The sequence below is a fragment of the Scandinavium lactucae genome, assembly GCF_033843265.1.
GTDB lineage: Bacteria > Pseudomonadota > Gammaproteobacteria > Enterobacterales > Enterobacteriaceae > Scandinavium > Scandinavium lactucae.
The window spans coordinates 94,177-113,201 of the sequence record NZ_JAWXRD010000030.1 but is presented as its reverse complement, the minus strand read 5'-3'; the positions used below and the strand labels follow the sequence as shown (position 1 = coordinate 113,201).

19 protein-coding genes are annotated in these 19,025 nt (G+C 53.8%); 12 read left to right on the top strand and 7 right to left on the bottom strand.

From position 1 onward, the window contains the following. The first annotated feature begins 17 nt into the window (after positions 1 to 17). The 7 genes from folE (at position 18) to SIK69_RS12570 (ending at position 8,598) form a co-directional block, all read left to right on the top strand. Positions 18 to 683: a GTP cyclohydrolase I FolE gene (folE, locus tag SIK69_RS12600; protein WP_319628919.1), complete on the top strand. Its 666-nt coding sequence runs from the start codon at positions 18 to 20 to the stop codon at positions 681 to 683. 18 nt (positions 684 to 701) lie between these two features. Next, on the top strand, positions 702 to 1,859 hold the full coding sequence (gene yeiB / locus SIK69_RS12595; protein ID WP_319786217.1) for a DUF418 domain-containing protein YeiB: 1,158 nt from the start codon (positions 702 to 704) through the stop codon (positions 1,857 to 1,859). Between the two features lie 155 nt (positions 1,860 to 2,014). Then, complete coding sequence (gene galS, locus SIK69_RS12590; RefSeq protein WP_319786216.1) at positions 2,015 to 3,040, top strand: HTH-type transcriptional regulator GalS; 1,026 nt, start codon at positions 2,015 to 2,017, stop codon at positions 3,038 to 3,040. 286 nt (positions 3,041 to 3,326) lie between these two features. Then, positions 3,327 to 4,325 (top strand): galactose/glucose ABC transporter substrate-binding protein MglB, encoded by a 999-nt coding sequence (gene mglB / locus SIK69_RS12585; RefSeq protein ID WP_319628922.1) that lies wholly within the window; start codon positions 3,327 to 3,329, stop codon positions 4,323 to 4,325. A gap of 71 nt (positions 4,326 to 4,396) precedes the next feature. After that, positions 4,397 to 5,917, top strand: a complete 1,521-nt coding sequence (mglA, locus tag SIK69_RS12580) for a galactose/methyl galactoside ABC transporter ATP-binding protein MglA (protein WP_319628923.1) — start codon at positions 4,397 to 4,399, stop codon at positions 5,915 to 5,917. Positions 5,918 to 5,932: 15 nt separating this feature from the next. Beyond that, positions 5,933 to 6,943, top strand: coding sequence for a galactose/methyl galactoside ABC transporter permease MglC (gene mglC, locus SIK69_RS12575; protein ID WP_319628924.1), 1,011 nt, complete (start codon positions 5,933 to 5,935; stop codon positions 6,941 to 6,943). Between the two features lie 329 nt (positions 6,944 to 7,272). Beyond that, positions 7,273 to 8,598: a GGDEF domain-containing protein gene (locus tag SIK69_RS12570; RefSeq protein ID WP_319786215.1), complete on the top strand. Its 1,326-nt coding sequence runs from the start codon at positions 7,273 to 7,275 to the stop codon at positions 8,596 to 8,598. 10 nt (positions 8,599 to 8,608) lie between these two features. Here SIK69_RS12570 and sanA read toward each other — a convergent pair whose 3' ends face one another. The 4 genes from sanA to SIK69_RS12550 form a co-directional block, all read right to left on the bottom strand. Further along, positions 8,609 to 9,322, bottom strand: coding sequence for an outer membrane permeability protein SanA (gene sanA / locus SIK69_RS12565; RefSeq protein WP_319628926.1), 714 nt, complete (start codon positions 9,320 to 9,322; stop codon positions 8,609 to 8,611). A 124-nt stretch (positions 9,323 to 9,446) separates the two neighbouring features. Then, a complete protein-coding gene (gene cdd / locus SIK69_RS12560) occupies positions 9,447 to 10,331 on the bottom strand; it encodes a cytidine deaminase (protein ID WP_319786214.1) in 885 nt (294 codons plus the stop codon). Positions 10,332 to 10,455: 124 nt separating this feature from the next. After that, positions 10,456 to 11,151: a CidB/LrgB family autolysis modulator gene (locus tag SIK69_RS12555; RefSeq protein WP_319628928.1), complete on the bottom strand. Its 696-nt coding sequence runs from the start codon at positions 11,149 to 11,151 to the stop codon at positions 10,456 to 10,458. Further along, entirely contained in the window at positions 11,148 to 11,549 is a 402-nt protein-coding gene (locus tag SIK69_RS12550; RefSeq protein WP_319786213.1) for a CidA/LrgA family protein, read from the bottom strand. Before SIK69_RS12550 ends, SIK69_RS12555 begins: the two co-directional genes overlap by 4 nt. 222 nt (positions 11,550 to 11,771) lie before the next feature. Here SIK69_RS12550 and dusC point away from each other — a divergent pair, with 222 nt between their 5' ends. After that, positions 11,772 to 12,719: a tRNA dihydrouridine(16) synthase DusC gene (dusC, locus tag SIK69_RS12545; protein ID WP_319786212.1), complete on the top strand. Its 948-nt coding sequence runs from the start codon at positions 11,772 to 11,774 to the stop codon at positions 12,717 to 12,719. A gap of 2 nt (positions 12,720 to 12,721) precedes the next feature. Here dusC and SIK69_RS12540 read toward each other — a convergent pair whose 3' ends face one another. Then, on the bottom strand, positions 12,722 to 13,456 hold the full coding sequence (locus SIK69_RS12540; RefSeq protein ID WP_319786211.1) for a methyltransferase domain-containing protein: 735 nt from the start codon (positions 13,454 to 13,456) through the stop codon (positions 12,722 to 12,724). Between the two features lie 171 nt (positions 13,457 to 13,627). Between SIK69_RS12540 and mdtQ the strand changes: the two genes are divergently transcribed. Together mdtQ and SIK69_RS12530 are read left to right on the top strand one after the other, a co-directional pair. Next, positions 13,628 to 15,061 (top strand): multidrug resistance outer membrane protein MdtQ, encoded by a 1,434-nt coding sequence (gene mdtQ, locus SIK69_RS12535; protein ID WP_319628932.1) that lies wholly within the window; start codon positions 13,628 to 13,630, stop codon positions 15,059 to 15,061. Positions 15,062 to 15,118: 57 nt separating this feature from the next. Next, positions 15,119 to 15,892 carry an SDR family oxidoreductase gene (locus tag SIK69_RS12530; protein WP_319628933.1) on the top strand — a complete coding sequence of 258 codons (774 nt, stop codon included), beginning with the start codon at positions 15,119 to 15,121 and terminating at the stop codon, positions 15,890 to 15,892. A 26-nt stretch (positions 15,893 to 15,918) separates the two neighbouring features. Here the strand turns inward: SIK69_RS12530 and SIK69_RS12525 are convergent, their stop codons facing one another. Next, positions 15,919 to 16,497 carry a DedA family protein gene (locus tag SIK69_RS12525; RefSeq protein WP_319786210.1) on the bottom strand — a complete coding sequence of 193 codons (579 nt, stop codon included), beginning with the start codon at positions 16,495 to 16,497 and terminating at the stop codon, positions 15,919 to 15,921. 173 nt (positions 16,498 to 16,670) lie between these two features. Here SIK69_RS12525 and SIK69_RS12520 point away from each other — a divergent pair, with 173 nt between their 5' ends. Next, positions 16,671 to 17,258 carry a Yip1 family protein gene (locus SIK69_RS12520; protein WP_319628935.1) on the top strand — a complete coding sequence of 196 codons (588 nt, stop codon included), beginning with the start codon at positions 16,671 to 16,673 and terminating at the stop codon, positions 17,256 to 17,258. Between the two features lie 176 nt (positions 17,259 to 17,434). After that, positions 17,435 to 18,382, top strand: coding sequence for a D-alanyl-D-alanine endopeptidase (gene pbpG / locus SIK69_RS12515; RefSeq protein WP_319628936.1), 948 nt, complete (start codon positions 17,435 to 17,437; stop codon positions 18,380 to 18,382). 39 nt (positions 18,383 to 18,421) lie between these two features. Here pbpG and SIK69_RS12510 read toward each other — a convergent pair whose 3' ends face one another. Beyond that, positions 18,422 to 18,976: a GNAT family N-acetyltransferase gene (locus SIK69_RS12510; RefSeq protein ID WP_319786209.1), complete on the bottom strand. Its 555-nt coding sequence runs from the start codon at positions 18,974 to 18,976 to the stop codon at positions 18,422 to 18,424. Positions 18,977 to 19,025: the final 49 nt, after the last annotated feature.

Here is a 19,025-nt window from a genome sequence, read left to right as displayed (position 1 = left end):
CCTGCAGGAGAACAAGAATGTCATCATTGAGTAAAGAAGCCGCCCTGGTTCATGAGGCGCTGTTAGCGCGTGGTCTCGAAACGCCGCTGCGTCCGCCGGTTAATATGGACAATGAAACGCGCAAGCGTCTTATTTCCGGTCATATGAGCGAAATTATGCAGCTGCTCAATCTCGATCTCAGCGATGACAGCCTGACCGAAACGCCGCACCGCATCGCCAAGATGTACGTCGACGAAATCTTCTCCGGTCTTGATTACGCTAACTTCCCAAAAATCACCGTCATTGAGAATAAAATGAAGGTGGATGAAATGGTGACCGTGCGCGACATCACCCTGACCAGCACCTGCGAACACCACTTCGTGACCATCGATGGCAAAGCCACGGTGGCCTATATCCCGAAAGAGTCGGTGATTGGCCTGTCGAAAATTAACCGCATCGTGCAGTTCTTTGCTCAGCGTCCACAGGTTCAGGAACGTCTGACGCAGCAGATCCTCACCGCGCTGCAAACCCTGCTCGGCACCAATAACGTGGCGGTATCAATTGATGCGGTGCATTACTGCGTGAAAGCGCGCGGTATTCGTGATGCGACCAGCGCCACCACCACCACGTCGCTGGGTGGCCTGTTTAAATCCAGCCAGAACACTCGCCAGGAGTTCCTGCGCGCCGTTCGTCACCACAACTGATCGTCAAACGGGTACTCAATGGAGCGAAACGTCACGCTGGATTTTGTTCGCGGCGTTGCTATTCTGGGGATCCTGCTGCTCAATATCGCTGCCTTTGGTTTACCGAAGGCGGCCTATCTTAATCCCGCCTGGTACGGGGAGATCACTCGCCGTGATGCCTGGACATGGGCAATTCTCGACCTGTTTGCGCAGGTCAAATTCCTGACGCTGTTTGCGCTGCTGTTTGGCGCGGGCCTGCAACTACTGTTGCCACGCGGTAAGCGCTGGATCCAATCCCGACTTTCTCTCCTGGCGTTGCTCGGCTTTGCCCACGGTTTGCTGCTTTGGGATGGCGACATCCTGCTGGCGTACGCCCTGGTCGGGCTGGTGTGCTGGCGCATGGTACGGGAAGCGCCCAGCGCAAAATCGATGTTCAATACCGGGGTGGTGCTGTATTTGATAGGCATCGCAGTGCTGCTGTTTTTAGGGCTGATTTCCGGCGATGCGCCGAACCGTTCCTGGATACCGGATATCGCTAATCTTCAGTATGAACATGACTGGAAGCTGAAAGGCGGCTTTGAAGCGGTCAGCAATCGCGCGGATATGCTGTCTGATAGCCTGCTGGCGCTTGGGGCGCAGTACGGCTGGCAACTGGCAGGCATGATGCTGATGGGCGCGGCGTTGATGCGCAGCGGCTGGCTAAAAGGCCAGTTCAGCCTGACGCATTATCGTCGGGTCGGCGCGTTACTGATAATCATCGGCCTGGTGATTAACCTGCCTGCGGTGATTGCGCAATGGCAGCTGGCGTGGGCCTATCGCTGGTGTGCGTTCCTGTTACAGGCCCCGCGTGAACTGAGTGCCCCGTTTCAGACTATCGGCTACGCCGCGCTGGCGTACGGGTTCTGGCCACAAATTTGTTCCTCCCGTCTGGTTGGGGCTATTTCCTGCGTCGGGCGTATGGCGTTGTCCAACTATCTGCTGCAAACCCTCATCTGCACCACGTTGTTCTACCGATTTGATTTGTTTATGAAATTCGACCGCCTGACGTTGCTTGCCCTGGTGCCAGCCATTTGGCTGGTGAATATCCTCTTCTCCGTCATCTGGCTGCGCTACTGCCGTCAGGGGCCGGTGGAATGGTTATGGCGACAGTTAACCGCGCGGGCCGCAGGGGTATCCATTTCTAAAACATCCAGATAACGATCTGGATCACAATCATTAACAAAACGGATGTAACCGTTTTCATCTGTGTGACCTTCTTCACGTAGTCCTTGTCATGTCGCTGCCAGAATAGCCACCTTGCTCAACACAGGGGGTGACTGTGAGTTGCTGCCATTTTCGACAGGACGGTGGGTATGATCACCATTCGTGATGTGGCCCGCCATGCGGGTGTTTCCGTCGCGACCATTTCCCGCGTGCTCAATAACAGCCCGCTCGTCAGCCCTGAAACCCGGGAACGGGTGATGAGCGCCGTAGCGGAGCTGGGCTATCGGCCCAATGCCAATGCTCAGGCGCTAGCGACACAGGTCAGCGATACCATTGGCGTCGTGGTGATGGATGTGTCGGATGCGTTCTTTGGCGCGCTGGTGAAGGCCGTCGATACCGTTGCTCAGCAGTTTCAGAAAAACGTGCTGATCGGCAACAGCTATCACGAGGCTGAAAAGGAGCGCAACGCCATTGAGGTACTGATCCGCCAGCGCTGCAATGCGTTGATTGTGCACTCCAAAGCATTGAGCGATGCCGAACTGAGCGAGTTTATGTCTCAGATCCCCGGCATGGTGCTGATCAATCGCATTGTTGCTGGCTATGAATACCGCTGCGTCGGGCTGGATAACGTCAGTGGGGCGATGATGGCCACGCGAATGCTGCTCAATCAGGGACATACTCGCGTCGGCTATCTGGCGTCCAGTCATCGAATTGAGGATAACCAACTGCGTCAGGAAGGTTGGCTGCGTGCGTTAAGCGAGCAGGGCATTGCTGCGCCCGAAGCATGGATTGGCACTGGCTCACCGGATTTACAGGGGGGCGAAGCGGCGATGGTGGAGCTGCTGGGGCGTAATCAGGGGCTTACCGCGGTGTTTGCCTACAACGATAACATGGCCGCCGGGGCGCTGACCGCGCTGAAAGATAATGGGATTGCGGTCCCGCAGCATCTGTCGCTGATTGGCTTTGATGATATCCCGATTGCCCGTTACACCGATCCGCAGTTAACCACGGTGCGCTACCCAATAGTGTCGATGGCGAAACTGGCGACGGAATTGGCGTTAATGGGCGCAGCAGGCAACCTCGACAGCAGCGCAACACACTGTTTTATGCCGACCCTCGTGCGTCGTCATTCGGTGGCGTTAAAGCAATCTGTGGGGGCGATCACTAACTTATAACGTCGCGTGATGTAACCGCTTTCAATTTGTGAGTAAATTCACAGTATCTTAACATTCGCCTGTCTATGATGTCAGCGTTTGTAAGGCTGAAACACTATGTAACGGTGATTAATCACTTTTAGTAGTGCAATAAAGCGCTAAACAATCAATTAAACGCACGTCTGGAGCGTTACCGAACACGGAAGATGATTTTTGGATAAATTTAACTTCGGCGGTCAGTAACAATTCCATAACGTTGTGCCTGCCGACATAAAGCTACCCTGCAAAAAAAATAACCGGAGATACCATGAATAAGAAGGTGTTAACCCTGTCCGCTGTGATGTCTTGCATGTTGTTCGGCGCGGCTGCTCACGCAGCTGATACTCGTATCGGCGTCACCATCTACAAATACGACGATAACTTCATGTCAGTGGTGCGCAAAGCGATTGAGAAAGACGGCAAATCGGCCCCGGACGTACAGCTGCTGATGAACGACTCTCAGAACGACCAGTCAAAACAGAACGACCAGATCGACGTCCTGCTGGCGAAAGGCGTGAAAGCGCTGGCCATCAACCTCGTTGACCCGGCTGCGGCAGGCACCGTCATCGAGAAGGCACGTGGTCAGAACGTGCCGGTGGTGTTCTTCAACAAAGAGCCGTCCCGCAAAGCGCTGGACAGCTATGACAAAGCCTTCTACGTCGGTACTGACTCTAAAGAGTCTGGCGTTATCCAGGGCGACCTGATTGCTAAACACTGGGCGGCAAACCCAAATTGGGACCTGAACAAAGACGGTCAGGTCCAGTTCGTGCTGCTGAAAGGCGAGCCGGGCCACCCGGATGCTGAAGCGCGTACCACCTACGTTATCAAAGAGCTGAACGCCAAAGGCCTGAAAACCCAACAGCTGCAGCTCGATACCGCAATGTGGGATACCGCTCAGGCGAAAGACAAAATGGACGCATGGCTGTCCGGTCCTAACGCCAACAAAATCGAAGTGGTTATCGCTAACAACGATGCGATGGCAATGGGGGCGGTAGAAGCGCTGAAGGCACACAACAAATCCAGCATTCCGGTATTTGGTGTCGATGCCCTGCCAGAAGCGCTGGCGCTGGTGAAATCCGGTGCAATGGCCGGTACCGTGCTGAACGATGCGAACAACCAGGCGAAAGCGACTTTCGATCTGGCTAAAAACCTGGCTGATGGCAAAGAAGCTGCTGCTGGCACCAACTGGAAAATCGAAAACAAAGTGGTTCGTGTTCCTTACGTTGGTGTAGATAAAGACAACCTGGCACAGTTCATCGGTAAATAATTTTAGTTAAGTGTATATCTCCCGTGCTGGAGGGTCAGCACGGGAAAACATTCGCGCAGCCAGGGTTAACTATGGTCAGCAATAAAACAGAATCGTCAGGCGAATTCTTGTTGGAAATGAGCAATATCAACAAGTCATTCCCCGGCGTCAAAGCGCTCGATAATGTTAATTTGAAAGTCCGTCCTCATTCCATTCACGCATTAATGGGCGAGAACGGGGCTGGCAAATCGACATTATTAAAATGTTTGTTTGGGATCTACCAAAAAGATTCCGGTAGCATTATTTTTCAGGGTAAAGAGATAGATTTCCATTCCGCCAAAGAAGCGCTGGAAAACGGCATTTCGATGGTTCACCAGGAATTAAACCTGGTTCTCCAGCGTTCGGTAATGGATAACATGTGGTTGGGCCGTTACCCGACCAAAGGGGTGTTTGTCGATCAGGACAAAATGTATCGCGACACCAAAGACATTTTCGATGAACTGGATATTGATATCGATCCGCGCGCCCGCGTGGGCACGTTATCGGTATCGCAAATGCAGATGATCGAAATTGCCAAAGCGTTCTCTTATGACGCCAAAATTGTGATCATGGATGAGCCGACGTCTTCCTTAACGGAGAAAGAGGTCAATCATCTGTTTAAGATTATCCGCAAGCTGAAAGAACGTGGCTGCGGTATTGTGTATATCTCGCATAAGATGGAAGAAATCTTCCAGCTGTGTGATGAAATTACCATCCTGCGTGACGGACAGTGGATTGCCACTCAGCCGCTGGAAGGGCTGGATATGGACAAGATCATCGCCATGATGGTCGGCCGTTCCCTTAACCAGCGCTTCCCGGATAAACACAACACCCCGGGTGAAACCATTCTGGAAGTGCGTAACCTGACCTCGCTGCGTCAGCCGTCGATTCGTGACGTTTCCTTTGATTTGCGTAAAGGGGAAATTCTTGGGATCGCCGGGCTGGTGGGCGCTAAGCGTACCGATATCGTGGAGACCCTGTTCGGCATTCGCGAAAAGTCAGGCGGCACAATTACCTTGCACGGTAAGAAGATTAATAACCACAGCGCGAACGAAGCCATTAACCACGGTTTTGCGCTGGTGACCGAAGAACGTCGCTCCACCGGGATTTATGCCTATTTGGATATCGGCTTTAACTCGCTGATTTCGAATATGAAGAAATACCGTGGCAAAGTGGGGCTGTTGGATAATTCCCGCATGAAGAGCGATACCCAATGGGTGATTGATTCGATGCGCGTGAAAACCCCAGGACACCGGACGCAAATTGGTTCGCTGTCAGGTGGTAACCAGCAAAAGGTGATTATCGGTCGCTGGTTATTAACCCAGCCGGAAATTTTAATGCTTGATGAACCGACGCGCGGTATTGACGTAGGTGCCAAGTTTGAAATTTATCAGCTGATTGCGGAGCTTGCCAAAAAAGAGAAAGGGATAATCATTATCTCTTCTGAAATGCCTGAGCTGCTGGGTATTACCGACCGTATTCTGGTGATGAGTAATGGTCTGGTTGCTGGCATTGTTGACACAAAAACTACCACGCAGAACGAAATTTTACGTCTTGCGTCTTTGCACCTTTAAGATCAGGGGCTCCTCATGAGTGCGTTAAATAAAAAAAGTTTTCTCACTTATCTGAAAGAGGGCGGTATTTACGTCGTTCTTTTAGTGTTACTGGCTATTATTATTTTCCAGGACCCAACGTTCTTAAGTCTGCTTAACCTGAGTAACATCCTGACGCAGTCTTCGGTGCGTATTATTATCGCCCTCGGCGTCGCCGGGCTGATTGTAACTCAGGGTACTGACCTGTCAGCGGGTCGCCAGGTCGGCCTGGCCGCGGTGATTGCCGCGACGCTGTTGCAGTCGGTGGATAATGCCAACAAAGTATTCCCTGATCTCGCAACGCTGCCTATCCCGCTGGTGCTGCTGATCGTCTGCGCGATCGGCGCGGTGATTGGCCTGGTGAACGGGGTGATCATCGCTTACCTGAACGTGACACCGTTTATCACCACCCTCGGCACGATGATCATCGTTTACGGGATCAACTCCCTGTATTACGACTTCGTGGGCGCGTCACCGGTGTCTGGCTTTGATTCACACTTCTCGACGTTTACCCAAGGATTTATCGCCCTCGGCAGTTTCCGTCTCTCTTACATCACCTTCTACGCGTTAATCGCGACGGTATTTGTCTGGGTGCTGTGGAACAAAACCCGCTTCGGTAAAAATATCTTCGCTATCGGCGGTAACCCGGAAGCGGCACGCGTTTCCGGGGTGAACGTGGCGCTGAACTTGCTGATGATTTACGCGCTGTCCGGGGTGTTCTACGCCTTCGGCGGGATGCTGGAAGCGGGCCGTATCGGTTCCGCCACCAACAACCTCGGTTTTATGTATGAACTGGATGCGATTGCTGCCTGCGTGGTGGGCGGGGTGTCATTCAGCGGCGGTGTCGGCACCGTGGTCGGCGTGGTGACCGGGGTTATCATCTTCACCGTTATCAACTACGGCCTGACCTACATCGGGGTGAACCCGTACTGGCAGTACATTATCAAGGGCGCGATCATCATCTTCGCCGTAGCCCTTGACTCCCTGAAGTACGCCCGTAAGAAGTAATTTCTGGTGTAGCAGCGATAAAACCCGCCGTGAGAATGGCGGGTTTTTTTATAGCTATGTTTTATGAAAAACGTATTTATTAGTTTAAAAATAAATGCGAAGTATATTTAAAAATAAACAATTCACACTTCAGTTTGTATTTTTACTTTTGGAAAAGAATCAGCGTGAATACGCGTTTATATTGCCACGCGAATAATGTTAACATCCCTTCGATTATCGGGTTGTATTGCTCTGGGAAAGCAAACAGCAGTGTCGAGTGTGAATTAAGCATTGAGTGATGAATGAAATACAGTGAACTAATTGTAAAAGAATGGCTGGAATTTTCCGGAATGCTTCCTGAATTGGTGTCGGTCCAACTTATTGGAATGACCGAAGAAAAAGCCGAAGAGTTAGCTGAAGAATTTTATCGCATCATGCTGGACGACCCGTATGCTGCCAGATTCATCAGTCCGGACGTTGTCCAGGCGCGACTTCGCCATTCAATGCAGCAATGGATAATCAGTACGCTGACCCTCAAAGGAGACGCACTGTTGGCATTTGCAGGGCGTCAGTACGATATAGGGAATATTCACTCGCGAGTGGGGATCCCGGCAAGTCTGGTTCTAAAAGGGATGCGAATCATTACCCAATCGATGCTGACGTATATTCAGTCTCTGCCACTAGATTCACGGGTGAGTATTTTGATGCAGAAATACGTTTCGGTGTCGATTCAAATTGCCAGTGAACTGATGACCTATGCCTATGAAAACTATCAGCTCAATGAGGCCAAAAACGAAGAGTCATATCGGTTATATAATCTGATTGGTAATCCAGAACTTGAAAGAGGGAAACAACAGGCAGCCCTGTTCAATTGGGAGAATGGTCTGATCTACGCCCTGGTGTCTCGCACCAATAATATTGAATCCTATTTGTTGAACGATTCGGAGTTCGGCCTGTGGTTCCGCCATAAGTGCGGCCAGTACTTTGGTCAGCAGCCTGAGATCGACAAAATAGGTCAATTGATTGAAGACATCGATGGTATGTTGAAAAAAGACGTGGACGGCGAAGGTAACGAACTGGAACTGATTCAGTCGCTGCTGAGCGATATCCGTGCCAAGACAATGATTATCAATAATTTATTTTCTTCGCTGTTCGACGATGCCAGCCGCCTTGAAAGTGGCAAAGACGCGCTAACCAAGTTGCTCAATAGACGTTTTATGTCAACGATCCTCAAGCATGAGGTGAAGCTGGTGATGGCTAACGGGCGAAATCTGTCAGTGGTCATGCTCGACGTCGATCACTTCAAAAAAGTGAATGATACCTGGGGCCACTCGGCAGGTGATGATGTGTTACGCCATGTTGCGACGATCCTGACTGACAGCACCCGCCCGAATGATTACGTTTTCCGCTACGGTGGCGAAGAATTTATGATTGTTTATCTCGAGTTCAATCCACACCAGACCTTGAGCTTTGTGGAAGCGATTCGGGAAAAAATCCACAGCACGCCGTGCGAGATGCCGGATGGACACATGCTTCAGGTCAGCGCCTCATTTGGTGTGAGTCATTTCCGTGGTCATCCGGATTACCAACAGATGGTCGATGAAGCGGATATGGCGCTGTATGACGCCAAAAACAGCGGCCGCAATCGGGTGGTTGAATTTGCCAGGAAGCGTTAGCAATTCAGCCCTAAGGGGAATTCTGCAATTCCAGAAGCTGGTCCGGAAGTACGGCTGGATAGCCCTGGGCATCATCCGGCACCTGATACGGGGAAGGGATGGGTACCAGCGGGCCTAAGAAACGCGGTTCACGTTTGAAGAGGTACAGATCAGCCAGCGCCCCGAAACGTGCGCCAAATTCACGCCCGCGCACACTCCACATATTTTTTGGTGAGGGTACGGCGTAACACTGCGCCTGAATGCCCATATGCAGGGCGATAAACAGCGCGCGCTCGCAGTGGAAACGCTGGGTGATGATGATGAAGTCGTTAGTGTCGAACACTTTGCGCGTGCGCACGATGGAGTCCAGAGTGCGGAACCCGGCGTAATCGAGCACGATATCCGCGGGATCAACACCACCGGCAATCAAATCTTTGCGCATGGTCATCGGTTCGTTATAGCTTTGCAGCGCGTTGTCACCGCTCAGCAGCAGGTAATTCACTTTGCCGCTGTTATAGGCGTTCAGCGCACCCTGAATGCGATAGCGATAATACTGATTGATAACCCCGGTGCGGTAATACTTGGCGGTGCCGAGCACCACCCCGACCTGACGGTAGGGCAAATCCTGTAGTTCATCATAGATATACGGGGCAGTTTTCCAGCTCATCCAGCGGTCGAGGCCCAGTACGGTCAACAGCAGCAGGCCTACCAGGACTAACAGGCTGTATAACACGCGCTTTAACATGGACTTGACTCAGTGGTGGATGAATATTGACTCAGGCTACTTTACCCGCGGGGGAAGAGCAAGAAACAGTAGTTTAACTGGGGGGATTTTCATCAGCGCGGGCTGTGAAGCCCGCACCGTGAGATCAGGCCAGCAGCGTGCGGTCGATGTTCTGACAGCCCAGCGCTTTCAACGTTGCCGCGGTGGCATCCCACTGGATGAGCGGCGCATCGGCACGTTCGGCCAGCATCGCGCGTTGAATATCCGGATAGTCATAGCCGTTGAGGCTCAGCAGATTCAGCGCGCCCTGCAACGGCGGTAATGACGGGTTAAATGCCGCGTTCTCGGCATAGCTGCCGGCGAAAATCGTGCCGTCGCGTAATTCCAGCGCTACGCCGGACGGCGATTGGCTGTACGGGGCGTGACAGCGGTTTGCGGCCTTAATTGCCGCCTGCGTCAGGGCATCACCTTCCAGCGCATAGCCATGATCCTGGGCATCCATCAGCAGCGTTTTGATGTCCAAATCTTTCGGGCCAAACGCATCCGGCAGATAGTCTTTCAGCGTATGCGGTTCGCGGCCAGGCAGGTTGATTTGCAGATCAAGCCCGCTGTTGAGTTCATTCATGAACTGGCGGCAGTGGCCGCAGGGCGTGTAGTTCACGGTAATCGCTTTCAGCGCTTTTTCACCGCGTAGCCAGGCGTGGCTGATGGCACTTTGTTCTGCATGAACGGTTTGCTGCATGGTCGCGCCGATAAATTCCATATTGCCGCCGAAATACCAAGTGCCGCTCACCCCACGGGCGATAGCGCCAACGTTAAAATGTGACAGGTCGGCGCGGGCACAGGCGGCAGCCAGCGGTAACAGCGCGAAAGCCAGCGCGTCTTCGTCCAGTCCCGTGGCTGATTTCAGCGTTGAGACCTGCCCGGCGCTCAACATGGCGGGAAAATGCACATCAGCGAGCACCGGAGCGAGGGCTGATTGCAATTCCGCACTGAGTTGCGGGAAAGCAGATTGAAAACGTGGATGCATGGCAATGGCCTCTTACAGGTTAAGGGATGACAGTGTACGGACCTGTTAAGGGCTAATGTGTGATTTGGATCTTACTTTTTATGCAACTTATGAAAATTGACTGAAATTTGTGTGATGCGTCGCGTTATCCGACCACGGCCAAAATCACCGGGAACAGGAAAGGTGCCACCAGCGAAGTGATAATCCCGCAGATAACCAGCGCCAGCGAACTGAACGCACCTTCCTGATAGTCCAGCTCGGCACAGCGGGCGGTGCCCAGGGCGTGTGAGGCTGTGCCCATCGCCAGACCGCGCGCGGCTTTGGTGTTAATACGCATCAGATTTAACAGGGTATGACCAAACACCGCGCCAAGAATACCGACAAAAATCACGCACACCGCGCTGATCGCCGGAATGCCGCCGATGCTGCCGCCAACCGCCATCGCAATCGGCGTTGTCACGGATTTCGGTAATACCGAGGCGGCGATTTCAGGTGTCGCCCCCATCAACAGCGCGACGGTCGTGCCGGTGACCATCGCGACTACGCTGCCGATAAAGCAAATGGTGATAATCGATTTCCAGCGGGCACGAATCTGATGCAGCTGTTCATACAGCGGGTAAGCCAGCGCCACTACTGCGGGCTGCAGCAAATCGTTGAGGATTTCACTCCCCTTGAAATAGTGGTCGTAAGGAATCCCGGTTAGCAGCAGGAACGGGATGATCACCACCATCGCCACCAGCAGCGGGTTCAACAGCGCCATTTTGAAGCGGGCAGCCAGCTTGCGGGCGGCAAAGAATACGGCGAGGGTTAACGGCAAAGACCACCAGATATAATGCATCATTCGTTTTCCGCTCCCTTCTGACCGATCACTTTGCGTTCGCCATGCACCAGATGGGAGCTCCAGCTCACCACCAGGAATACTACCAGGGTGCTGATGGCACACGACACCACCACCGGGCCAAACTGGGCGCGCAGCACGTCAACATATTGCATCACCCCCACGCCAATCGGCACAAACAGCAGCGCCATATAGCGGATCAGAACGTAACAGCCAGGATTCACCCACTTAGCCGGGAGAATTTGCAGCGCCAGCAGGACGAACAGAATTAGCATTCCAATAATGCTGCCAGGAATGGTGATGGGTAACAGCGACGCGATAAAAATTCCGGCGTACAGACAGGCGTATATCAGCACGAAAGCACGCAGGTATTGCCAGATGATATTCAGTGTTTTGCTCATGGTCATAGCCCTTGATGAAACGCATTCATCATACAATTAAACCCTGAAATGTGCTACCGATCACATCATGAATTCTGGGCATACAAAGCATTCCTTTTGGGCACCCTGCGCCGCACACCGAAATGCACCCTAAATCGTTGGTAGTCAGTGTAGTTTATAAGGGGCTTCAAACCAGACAACAACAACGCTACCATAGCGCCTCTTTTTTCTCCGGATACTGATATGCGTGTTCTGCTAGCGCCGATGGAAGGCGTGCTCGATTCACTGGTGCGTGGCCTTCTGACCGAGGTGAATGATTACGATCTGTGCATCACTGAATTTCTGCGGGTGGTGGACCAACTGCTGCCGGTGAAATCCTTCCATCGCCTTTGTCCTGAACTGTTGAACCACAGCCGAACAGCCTCTGGCACGCTAGTGCGCGTACAGCTATTGGGTCAGCATCCGCAGTGGCTGGCCGAAAACGCGGCCCGTGCGGTGGCGTTGGGTTCGTGGGGGGTGGATCTCAACTGTGGCTGTCCGTCGAAAGTGGTCAACGGCAGCGGCGGCGGGGCGACGCTGTTAAAAGACCCGGACCTTATCTATCGCGGTGCGAAAGCGATGCGTGAAGCGGTGCCAGCGCATCTGCCGGTGACGGTTAAAGTGCGTCTGGGCTGGGACAGCAGCGACAGGCAGTTTGAAATCGCTGATGCCGTCCAGCAGGCTGGAGCCACCGAGCTGGTGGTTCACGGGCGTACCAAAGACGATGGATACAAAGCCGATCGGATCAACTGGCAGGCGATTGGTGAAATCCGTAAACGGTTATCGATCCCGGTGATCGCCAACGGTGAAATCTGGGACTGGCAAAGCGCCCAGGATTGCATGGCCGCTACCGGCTGTGATTCGGTGATGATTGGCCGGGGGGCGCTCAATATTCCAAACCTCAGCCGGGTGGTGAAATACAACGAACCGCGAATGCCGTGGTCGGAGGTCACCGAACTGCTGCGCAAATACAGCCGCCTCGAAAAGCAGGGCGATACCGGGTTGTATCACGTAGCGCGGATCAAACAGTGGCTCGGCTACCTGCGCAAGGAATACGTAGAAGCCACCACGCTGTTCACGACGATCCGCACTTTACAGGACTCTGGTTCCATCTCCGACGCGATAGAACAGTACGCGCAGCATCAGGCCTGATATTACCCCGGCTTACGTGCGCTCAGCAGGAAGAGCATCGGACGCTCTTTCTCTTCCGCCAATCCCGGATTAGCGGCGATCTGCCCGGCGCTCGGGCCCCATTCATCAAGCTGTTCAATGACAAAGCCGGCGGCGATAAGCGCGTTTATCCAGGTCGCCAGCTTGCGGTGCTGTTTCTTCACGCCGTTGGCAAACCAGTTGCTGAGGCGTTCCCCTTCCAGCTGATAATTCGCCACCGGCCAGGTTTTTTGCCCGTCATGTTCAATAAACCAGCCCTGTTTGAGTGCCGCGGTATAAATCGGGTGCTCGGCGGAAAATACCAGTTTGCCACCGGGTTTCAGCGCCTGAAACAGCGTCCGAAACAGCCTGTCGATGTTCTGTAAATAATGCAGCGCCAGCGAGCTGTAGGCGAGGTCAAGGCTGTCAGCGGGAAGCATCAGAGCTTCGAGGTCGGCTCGCTGATAATCAATTCCAGGCACCTCGGTCATTTCACGTGCGCGGGCCAGCATCTTTTCTGAAACATCGAGCCCCAGCACGTGAGCGGCCCCTTGCTGTTGCGCCCAGCGGCAAAACCAGCCGTAGCCACAGCCTAAATCAATTATCGCTTTACCCTCAATTGCGGGCAGCATCTGCTGTAAAGCGAGCCATTCAGGTGCGCCGTCCAGGCCTTTAACCGAGCGGTCAAGGGTGGCATACCCGGCAAAAAACTGCGGGTCGTCGTAAATATTCTGCGTCATACACTCTCCTGTGATGAAGACGTCCGCCCCAACTATAATTTATGCAGCTATTATGGAAAAGCATGAGGGAATATGTCGGGCTATTGCTTTTTCATGGTTGCCACGCTTTCCTAAACGCCTTCTGCATTTTCATATTAAAATGCGCGTCCTCTCAAAAAACAGAATTCCGATATGAAACGTACTGCTATTGTCGCTGCAATGCTCAGTTTGCCGCTGGCTGCCGTGTTGGTTGGTTGCGCGCCGTCACACGATACTGACGGGCCTTTAAAACAGCAATTACCTGCATCTCATGTTGATAATACCCTGCCGGTGGCCCTGCAACATGGCTGGCCGCAAAGCAACTGGTGGCAGGATTATCATGATCCTCAGCTGAATAATCTCATCACTAGCGCGTTGAACAATGCCCCCGATATGCAGGTGGCGCAGCAGCGCATCAGATTGGCAGAAGCGCAGGCGCAAATGGCGCAGTCGCAGCTTGGCCCGGAAGTGAACTTCGGGGCGAACGTTGAGCGCCAGAAAATGTCGGCTGAAGGCCTGATGGGGCCGTTTGCGACCGAAGAAGGCGGTGGCCCGTGGTATACCAACGGTACGCTGGGCCTGACCGCAGGCTGGGATCTTGACCTGTGGGGCAAGAACCGGGCGCTGGTGCAGTCACGTATCGGGATGGTAAAAGCCCGTTCCGCCGAGCTGGCGCAGACACGTCAGGTGCTGGCGAGCAGCGTGGCGCGCCTTTACTGGCAGTGGCAAACCGAAGCCGCCATCAAGCAAGTGCTTGAGCAGATTAAAAACGAACAGAACAACATTATCTCCGTCGATAAAGCGCTCTATTCACGCGGCATAACCTCCTCTGTGGAAGGGGCGGAGAACGATATCAACGTCAGTAAAACCGATCAGAACCTGACCCAGGTCGCGGGCAACATGAAGGAAATTGAAGCCCGTCTGATGGCGCTGACAAACAGCCAGGGCAGTTCGATGACGCTGCATCCGGTGGCGCTGCCAGCGGTAAAAACCCAGATGCCTGCGTCATTAGGCTACGATCTGTTAGCCCGCCGCCCTGATTTACAGGAAGCCAATTGGTATATCCAGTCATCGATGAGCGAAGTTGAGGCGGCGAAAGCAGCATTCTATCCGGACATCAACCTGATGGCTTTCCTGCAACAGGACGCGTTGCATTTAAGCGACCTTTTCCGTCATTCTGCCAATCAGATGGGCGTCACTGCCGGTCTGACGTTGCCGATTTTCGATAGTGGTCGCCTGAATGCGAATCTCGATATTGCCGATGCGCAGCGTGATCTGTCCGTCGCAAACTACAACAAAGCGGTGGTCGATGCGGTGAATCAGGTGGCGAAAACGGCCAGCCAGGTAGAAACGCTGATGGAGAAAAACCAACAGCAGCAGCAGGTGATCAAAGATGCTGACCGCGTGGTACAGCAGGCTCAGGCGCGGCTGGCGGCGGGGATCCTCTCCGGTTCGCGTGTAAGCATGGCGAAACTGCCGTCATTGCAGGAACAAATTGATTCGCTGCGCCTGCAAGGCCAGTGGGTTGACGCCAGCATTCAGCTCACCTCCGCGCTCGGCGGCGGTTACCACTACACCGGAAAATAATCCTCCGCCCGCTGACTTTCCTATACTTACCTCCTGGGTCAACGCCAGGAGGTTCCCATGACAACAAAAGTTGCGGTCGTTACCGCATCCGATTCCGGAATTGGTAAGCAGTGTGCGCTGCAGTTAGCGCGGAAAGGTTTTTCACTCGGGGTGACGTGGCACTCTGATGAACAGGGTGCCCGACAAACCGTGCAGGAACTCACGTCCCTTGGCTGTCAGGCGCAGGCCATTCAGCTCGATTTAAGTCATCTCCCGCAGGGCGCACAGGCGCTGGATATGCTGATCCAACGACTCGGGCGCATTGACGTACTGGTTAATAACGCCGGACGGATGACCAAATCCTCGATTCTCGATGTGACGCTGGAAGACTGGCGGGAAACATTTTGCGTAGACGTTGAAGGGGCGTTGCTGTGCTCGCAGATTGCGGCAAGACATATGATTGCGCAGGGCGACGGCGGGCGAATCATCAACATCACCTCGGTGCATGAGCACACGCCGCTGCCGCAGGCCAGTGCCTATACCGCCGCTAAGCACGCACTCGGCGGCTTGACAAAATCGCTGGCGCTTGAACTGGTGAAGCACAACATTCTGGTGAACTCAGTGGCACCGGGGGCCATCGCCACGGCAATGAATAATATGCAGGATGACGAGGTCAAGCCCGGCTCAATGCCCAACATACCGATGGCAAGGCCGGGAAAAACAGAGGAAATTGCCGGGCTGGTGGCGTGGCTGAGTTCGGACGAGGCGTCGTACGTCACCGGGCAATCGTTGATTGTCGACGGAGGATTTACGCTGGTGAATCCGCAATTTCTGAACGAACAACAGGCCTGACGGCGGGGGCGCAGACTGGCTGCGCCTTACTCTTCTGATTCAGCCGACTGACGATCCCGATGCCAGAACCACACCCGCACCGCAATGACCGCAATCACCACCACCATCAGCCATGCCCAATGTTTCAGATGCTGATCGAGATGATGGAGCCACGGGGCGATCACTTCTCCGCCGAGATAGCCGAGCGTAGTGAACAGCAGCGCCCACACTATCGCCCCCACAATATTTAACGGCAGGAAGATTTTCGGTGACAGGCGGCTGGCACCGATCAAGATCGGGCCGATGATGCGAAAGCCATACATAAAGCGACTGCCGATCACGAACAGCCAGGGGTGCTCCTGAATTAAGCGCTGTGCTTTACGAATTTTCTTTTGATGACGTGAAAAGCGTTTTAGCAAGCGACCACCGAAGCGGCGTCCCAGCAGGTACAGCACCTGATCGCCAATCATTCCGCCGAGCGCCACCGAGGCCACCACCAGCCAGAAACGCAGTAGCCCCTGATGCGCTGCCACACCGCCAAGCAGGGTGACTGTTTCACCTTCTGCCATAGAGCCGACAATCAGCGCGGCGTAACCATACTGGCTAATCAGATTATTGATATCCATACAGGTTTTTATCGTCTCCCTGAAATAACACGTCCTTTAAGCATACACCCCTGGAGGACAATCGCCAGGCCACGGCGAAACGGTGCCGGGCTATTATTGTGCTGTACAAAATATAATCTCCAGCGTGGATTATACTTAGACGGTGCCGTAAGAAGCCGTGAAGAGGAGGCTTTATGAATCATGTCTGGGGACTGTTTTCCCATCCCGATCGTGAAATGCATGTTATTCAGAGCGAGAATGAAACTGTCTCGCATCATTATACCCATCATGTCCTGGCGATGGCCGCGGTGCCGGTGGTCTGCGCCTTTATCGGCACCACCCAAATCGGCTGGAACTTTGGCGATGGAACCGCCATTAAACTGTCGCTGTTTACCGGTTTTGCCCTGGCGGTGCTGTTTTATGCCCTGATGTTGGGCGGGGTAGCGGTGATGGGGCGGGTCATCTGGTGGATGGCGCGTAACTACCCCGAAAGGCCATCGCTCAAGCGCTGTATGGTGTTCGCAGGCTACGTGGCAACGCCGATTTTTCTCAGCGGCATCGTGGCGCTGTATCCGTTAGTGTGGTTGTGCGTGTTGGTGGGTGCGGTGGCGCTCTGCTACACCGGCTACCTGCTGTACATCGGCATTCCGACCTTCCTCGGGATTAACCGTGAGGAGGGGATGAGTTTTGCCAGCTCGACCCTGGCGATAGGCGTTCTGGTGCTCGAAGTGCTGCTGGCGCTGACAGTAATCTTATGGGGTTATGGCTATCGTTTATTCTAAGCTAACTCATAACGGGCGTTGATGATTTTAACGCCCGTTATGCAGCATTTATTCATGATTATCCTATGGCACCAGAAACCTCTCACGCGGTATGATGCAACGGCTCGCATTTGTGACTTAAAACATAAATGCCCCCGATTTCATAACTTGCGTAAATAACTACCAGACCTCTCACGATGCCTAAATTTCGAGTTTCTCTGCTCAGCCTTGCGCTGATGCTGGCAGTACCATTTGCGCCTCAGGCGAGTGCCAAAACTGCCGCGACCACCGTCGCCTCACAGCCGGACATTGCTTCCGGCAGCGCAATGATCGTCGATTTGAATACCAATAAAGTGATTTACGCCAGCGAACCGGATCTGGTGCGCCCGATTGCGTCGATAACCAAGCTGATGACCGCCATGGTGGTACTGGATGCCCACCTGCCGCTGGATGAGATGCTGAGCGTGGACATCAGCCAGACGCCAGAGATGAAAGGGATTTATTCACGCGTGCGCCTCAACAGCCATATTAGCCGCAAAAACATGCTGCTGCTGGCGCTGATGTCCTCCGAGAACCGCGCCGCAGCAAGCCTTGCGCATCATTACCCCGGAGGTTATGACGCGTTCATTCGCGCCATGAATGCCAAGGCCAAATCGCTCGGCATGACGCATACCCACTACGTTGAACCGACGGGGTTGTCGATTCATAACGTGTCTACCGCGCGTGACCTCACCAAAATGCTGATCGCCACCAAACAATACCCGTTGATTGGTCAGTTGAGCACCACCAAAGAAGACATGGCGACGTTCAGCAACCCGAATTACACCCTGCCGTTCCGTAATACTAACCATCTGGTGTACCGCGAGAACTGGAATATCCAGCTAACCAAAACCGGCTTTACCAATGCGGCGGGTCATTGTCTGGTGATGCGCACGGTGATGAACAATCGTCCGGTGGCGATGGTGGTGATGGATGCGTTCGGCAAATATACCCATTTCGCCGACGCCAGCCGCCTGCGGACCTGGATTGAAACCGGGAAAGTGATGCCGGTGCCGCCCGCCGCGTTGGCTTATAAGAAGCAGAAAGAATTGCAGATGGATAGCGCTATCCACAGTGCATCGCAGCAGCTCGCCCAGGCTGATTGACAGGCATTGTTGCCCGGCAAGCGCCGCCGGGCGAACAGGCTATTCCGGCAGCGTCCAGTCACCGTCGTTAAGTGGGCGCTGCATAATCAACGTATCACGCCAGTCACCTAGCTTATAGCCGACACTTCGCAGCTGTCCGGCCACCTCAAACCCATGTTTTTTATGCAGCCGCAGCGAACCGGGATTACTGTTGCCATCGCCCACAACCGCCACCATCTGCCGCCACGGGCCCTGCTCGCACAGTTCAATTAGCCGGGTGAGCAATGAACTGCCCACGCCGCGTCCGGTCATGCTGGCATCGACATAAATGGATTCTTCGAGGGTATAACGATAGGCCGGGCGAGGGCGATAGTGGCTGGCGTAGCAGTAGCCAACGATAATCCCGCGATACAGCGCCACTAGCCAGGGCAGGCCCTGTTGGCTGATAGCGAGCATCCGGGCGCGCATCTCGTCGACGGTGGGAGGGATCTCTTCGAAAGAGGCGCGACCGTTTAACACATGCCAGGCATAAAGGGCGGCAATCGCATGCGCATCGTCCGGGCTGGCCTCGCGTATTTCCACTTCCGCGCCGTACAAAACATCTACCGCTGACATGTGACACCCCTTCAGTAGCCGGCCAGAGAAACGTTTCTCTGGCCCTTTG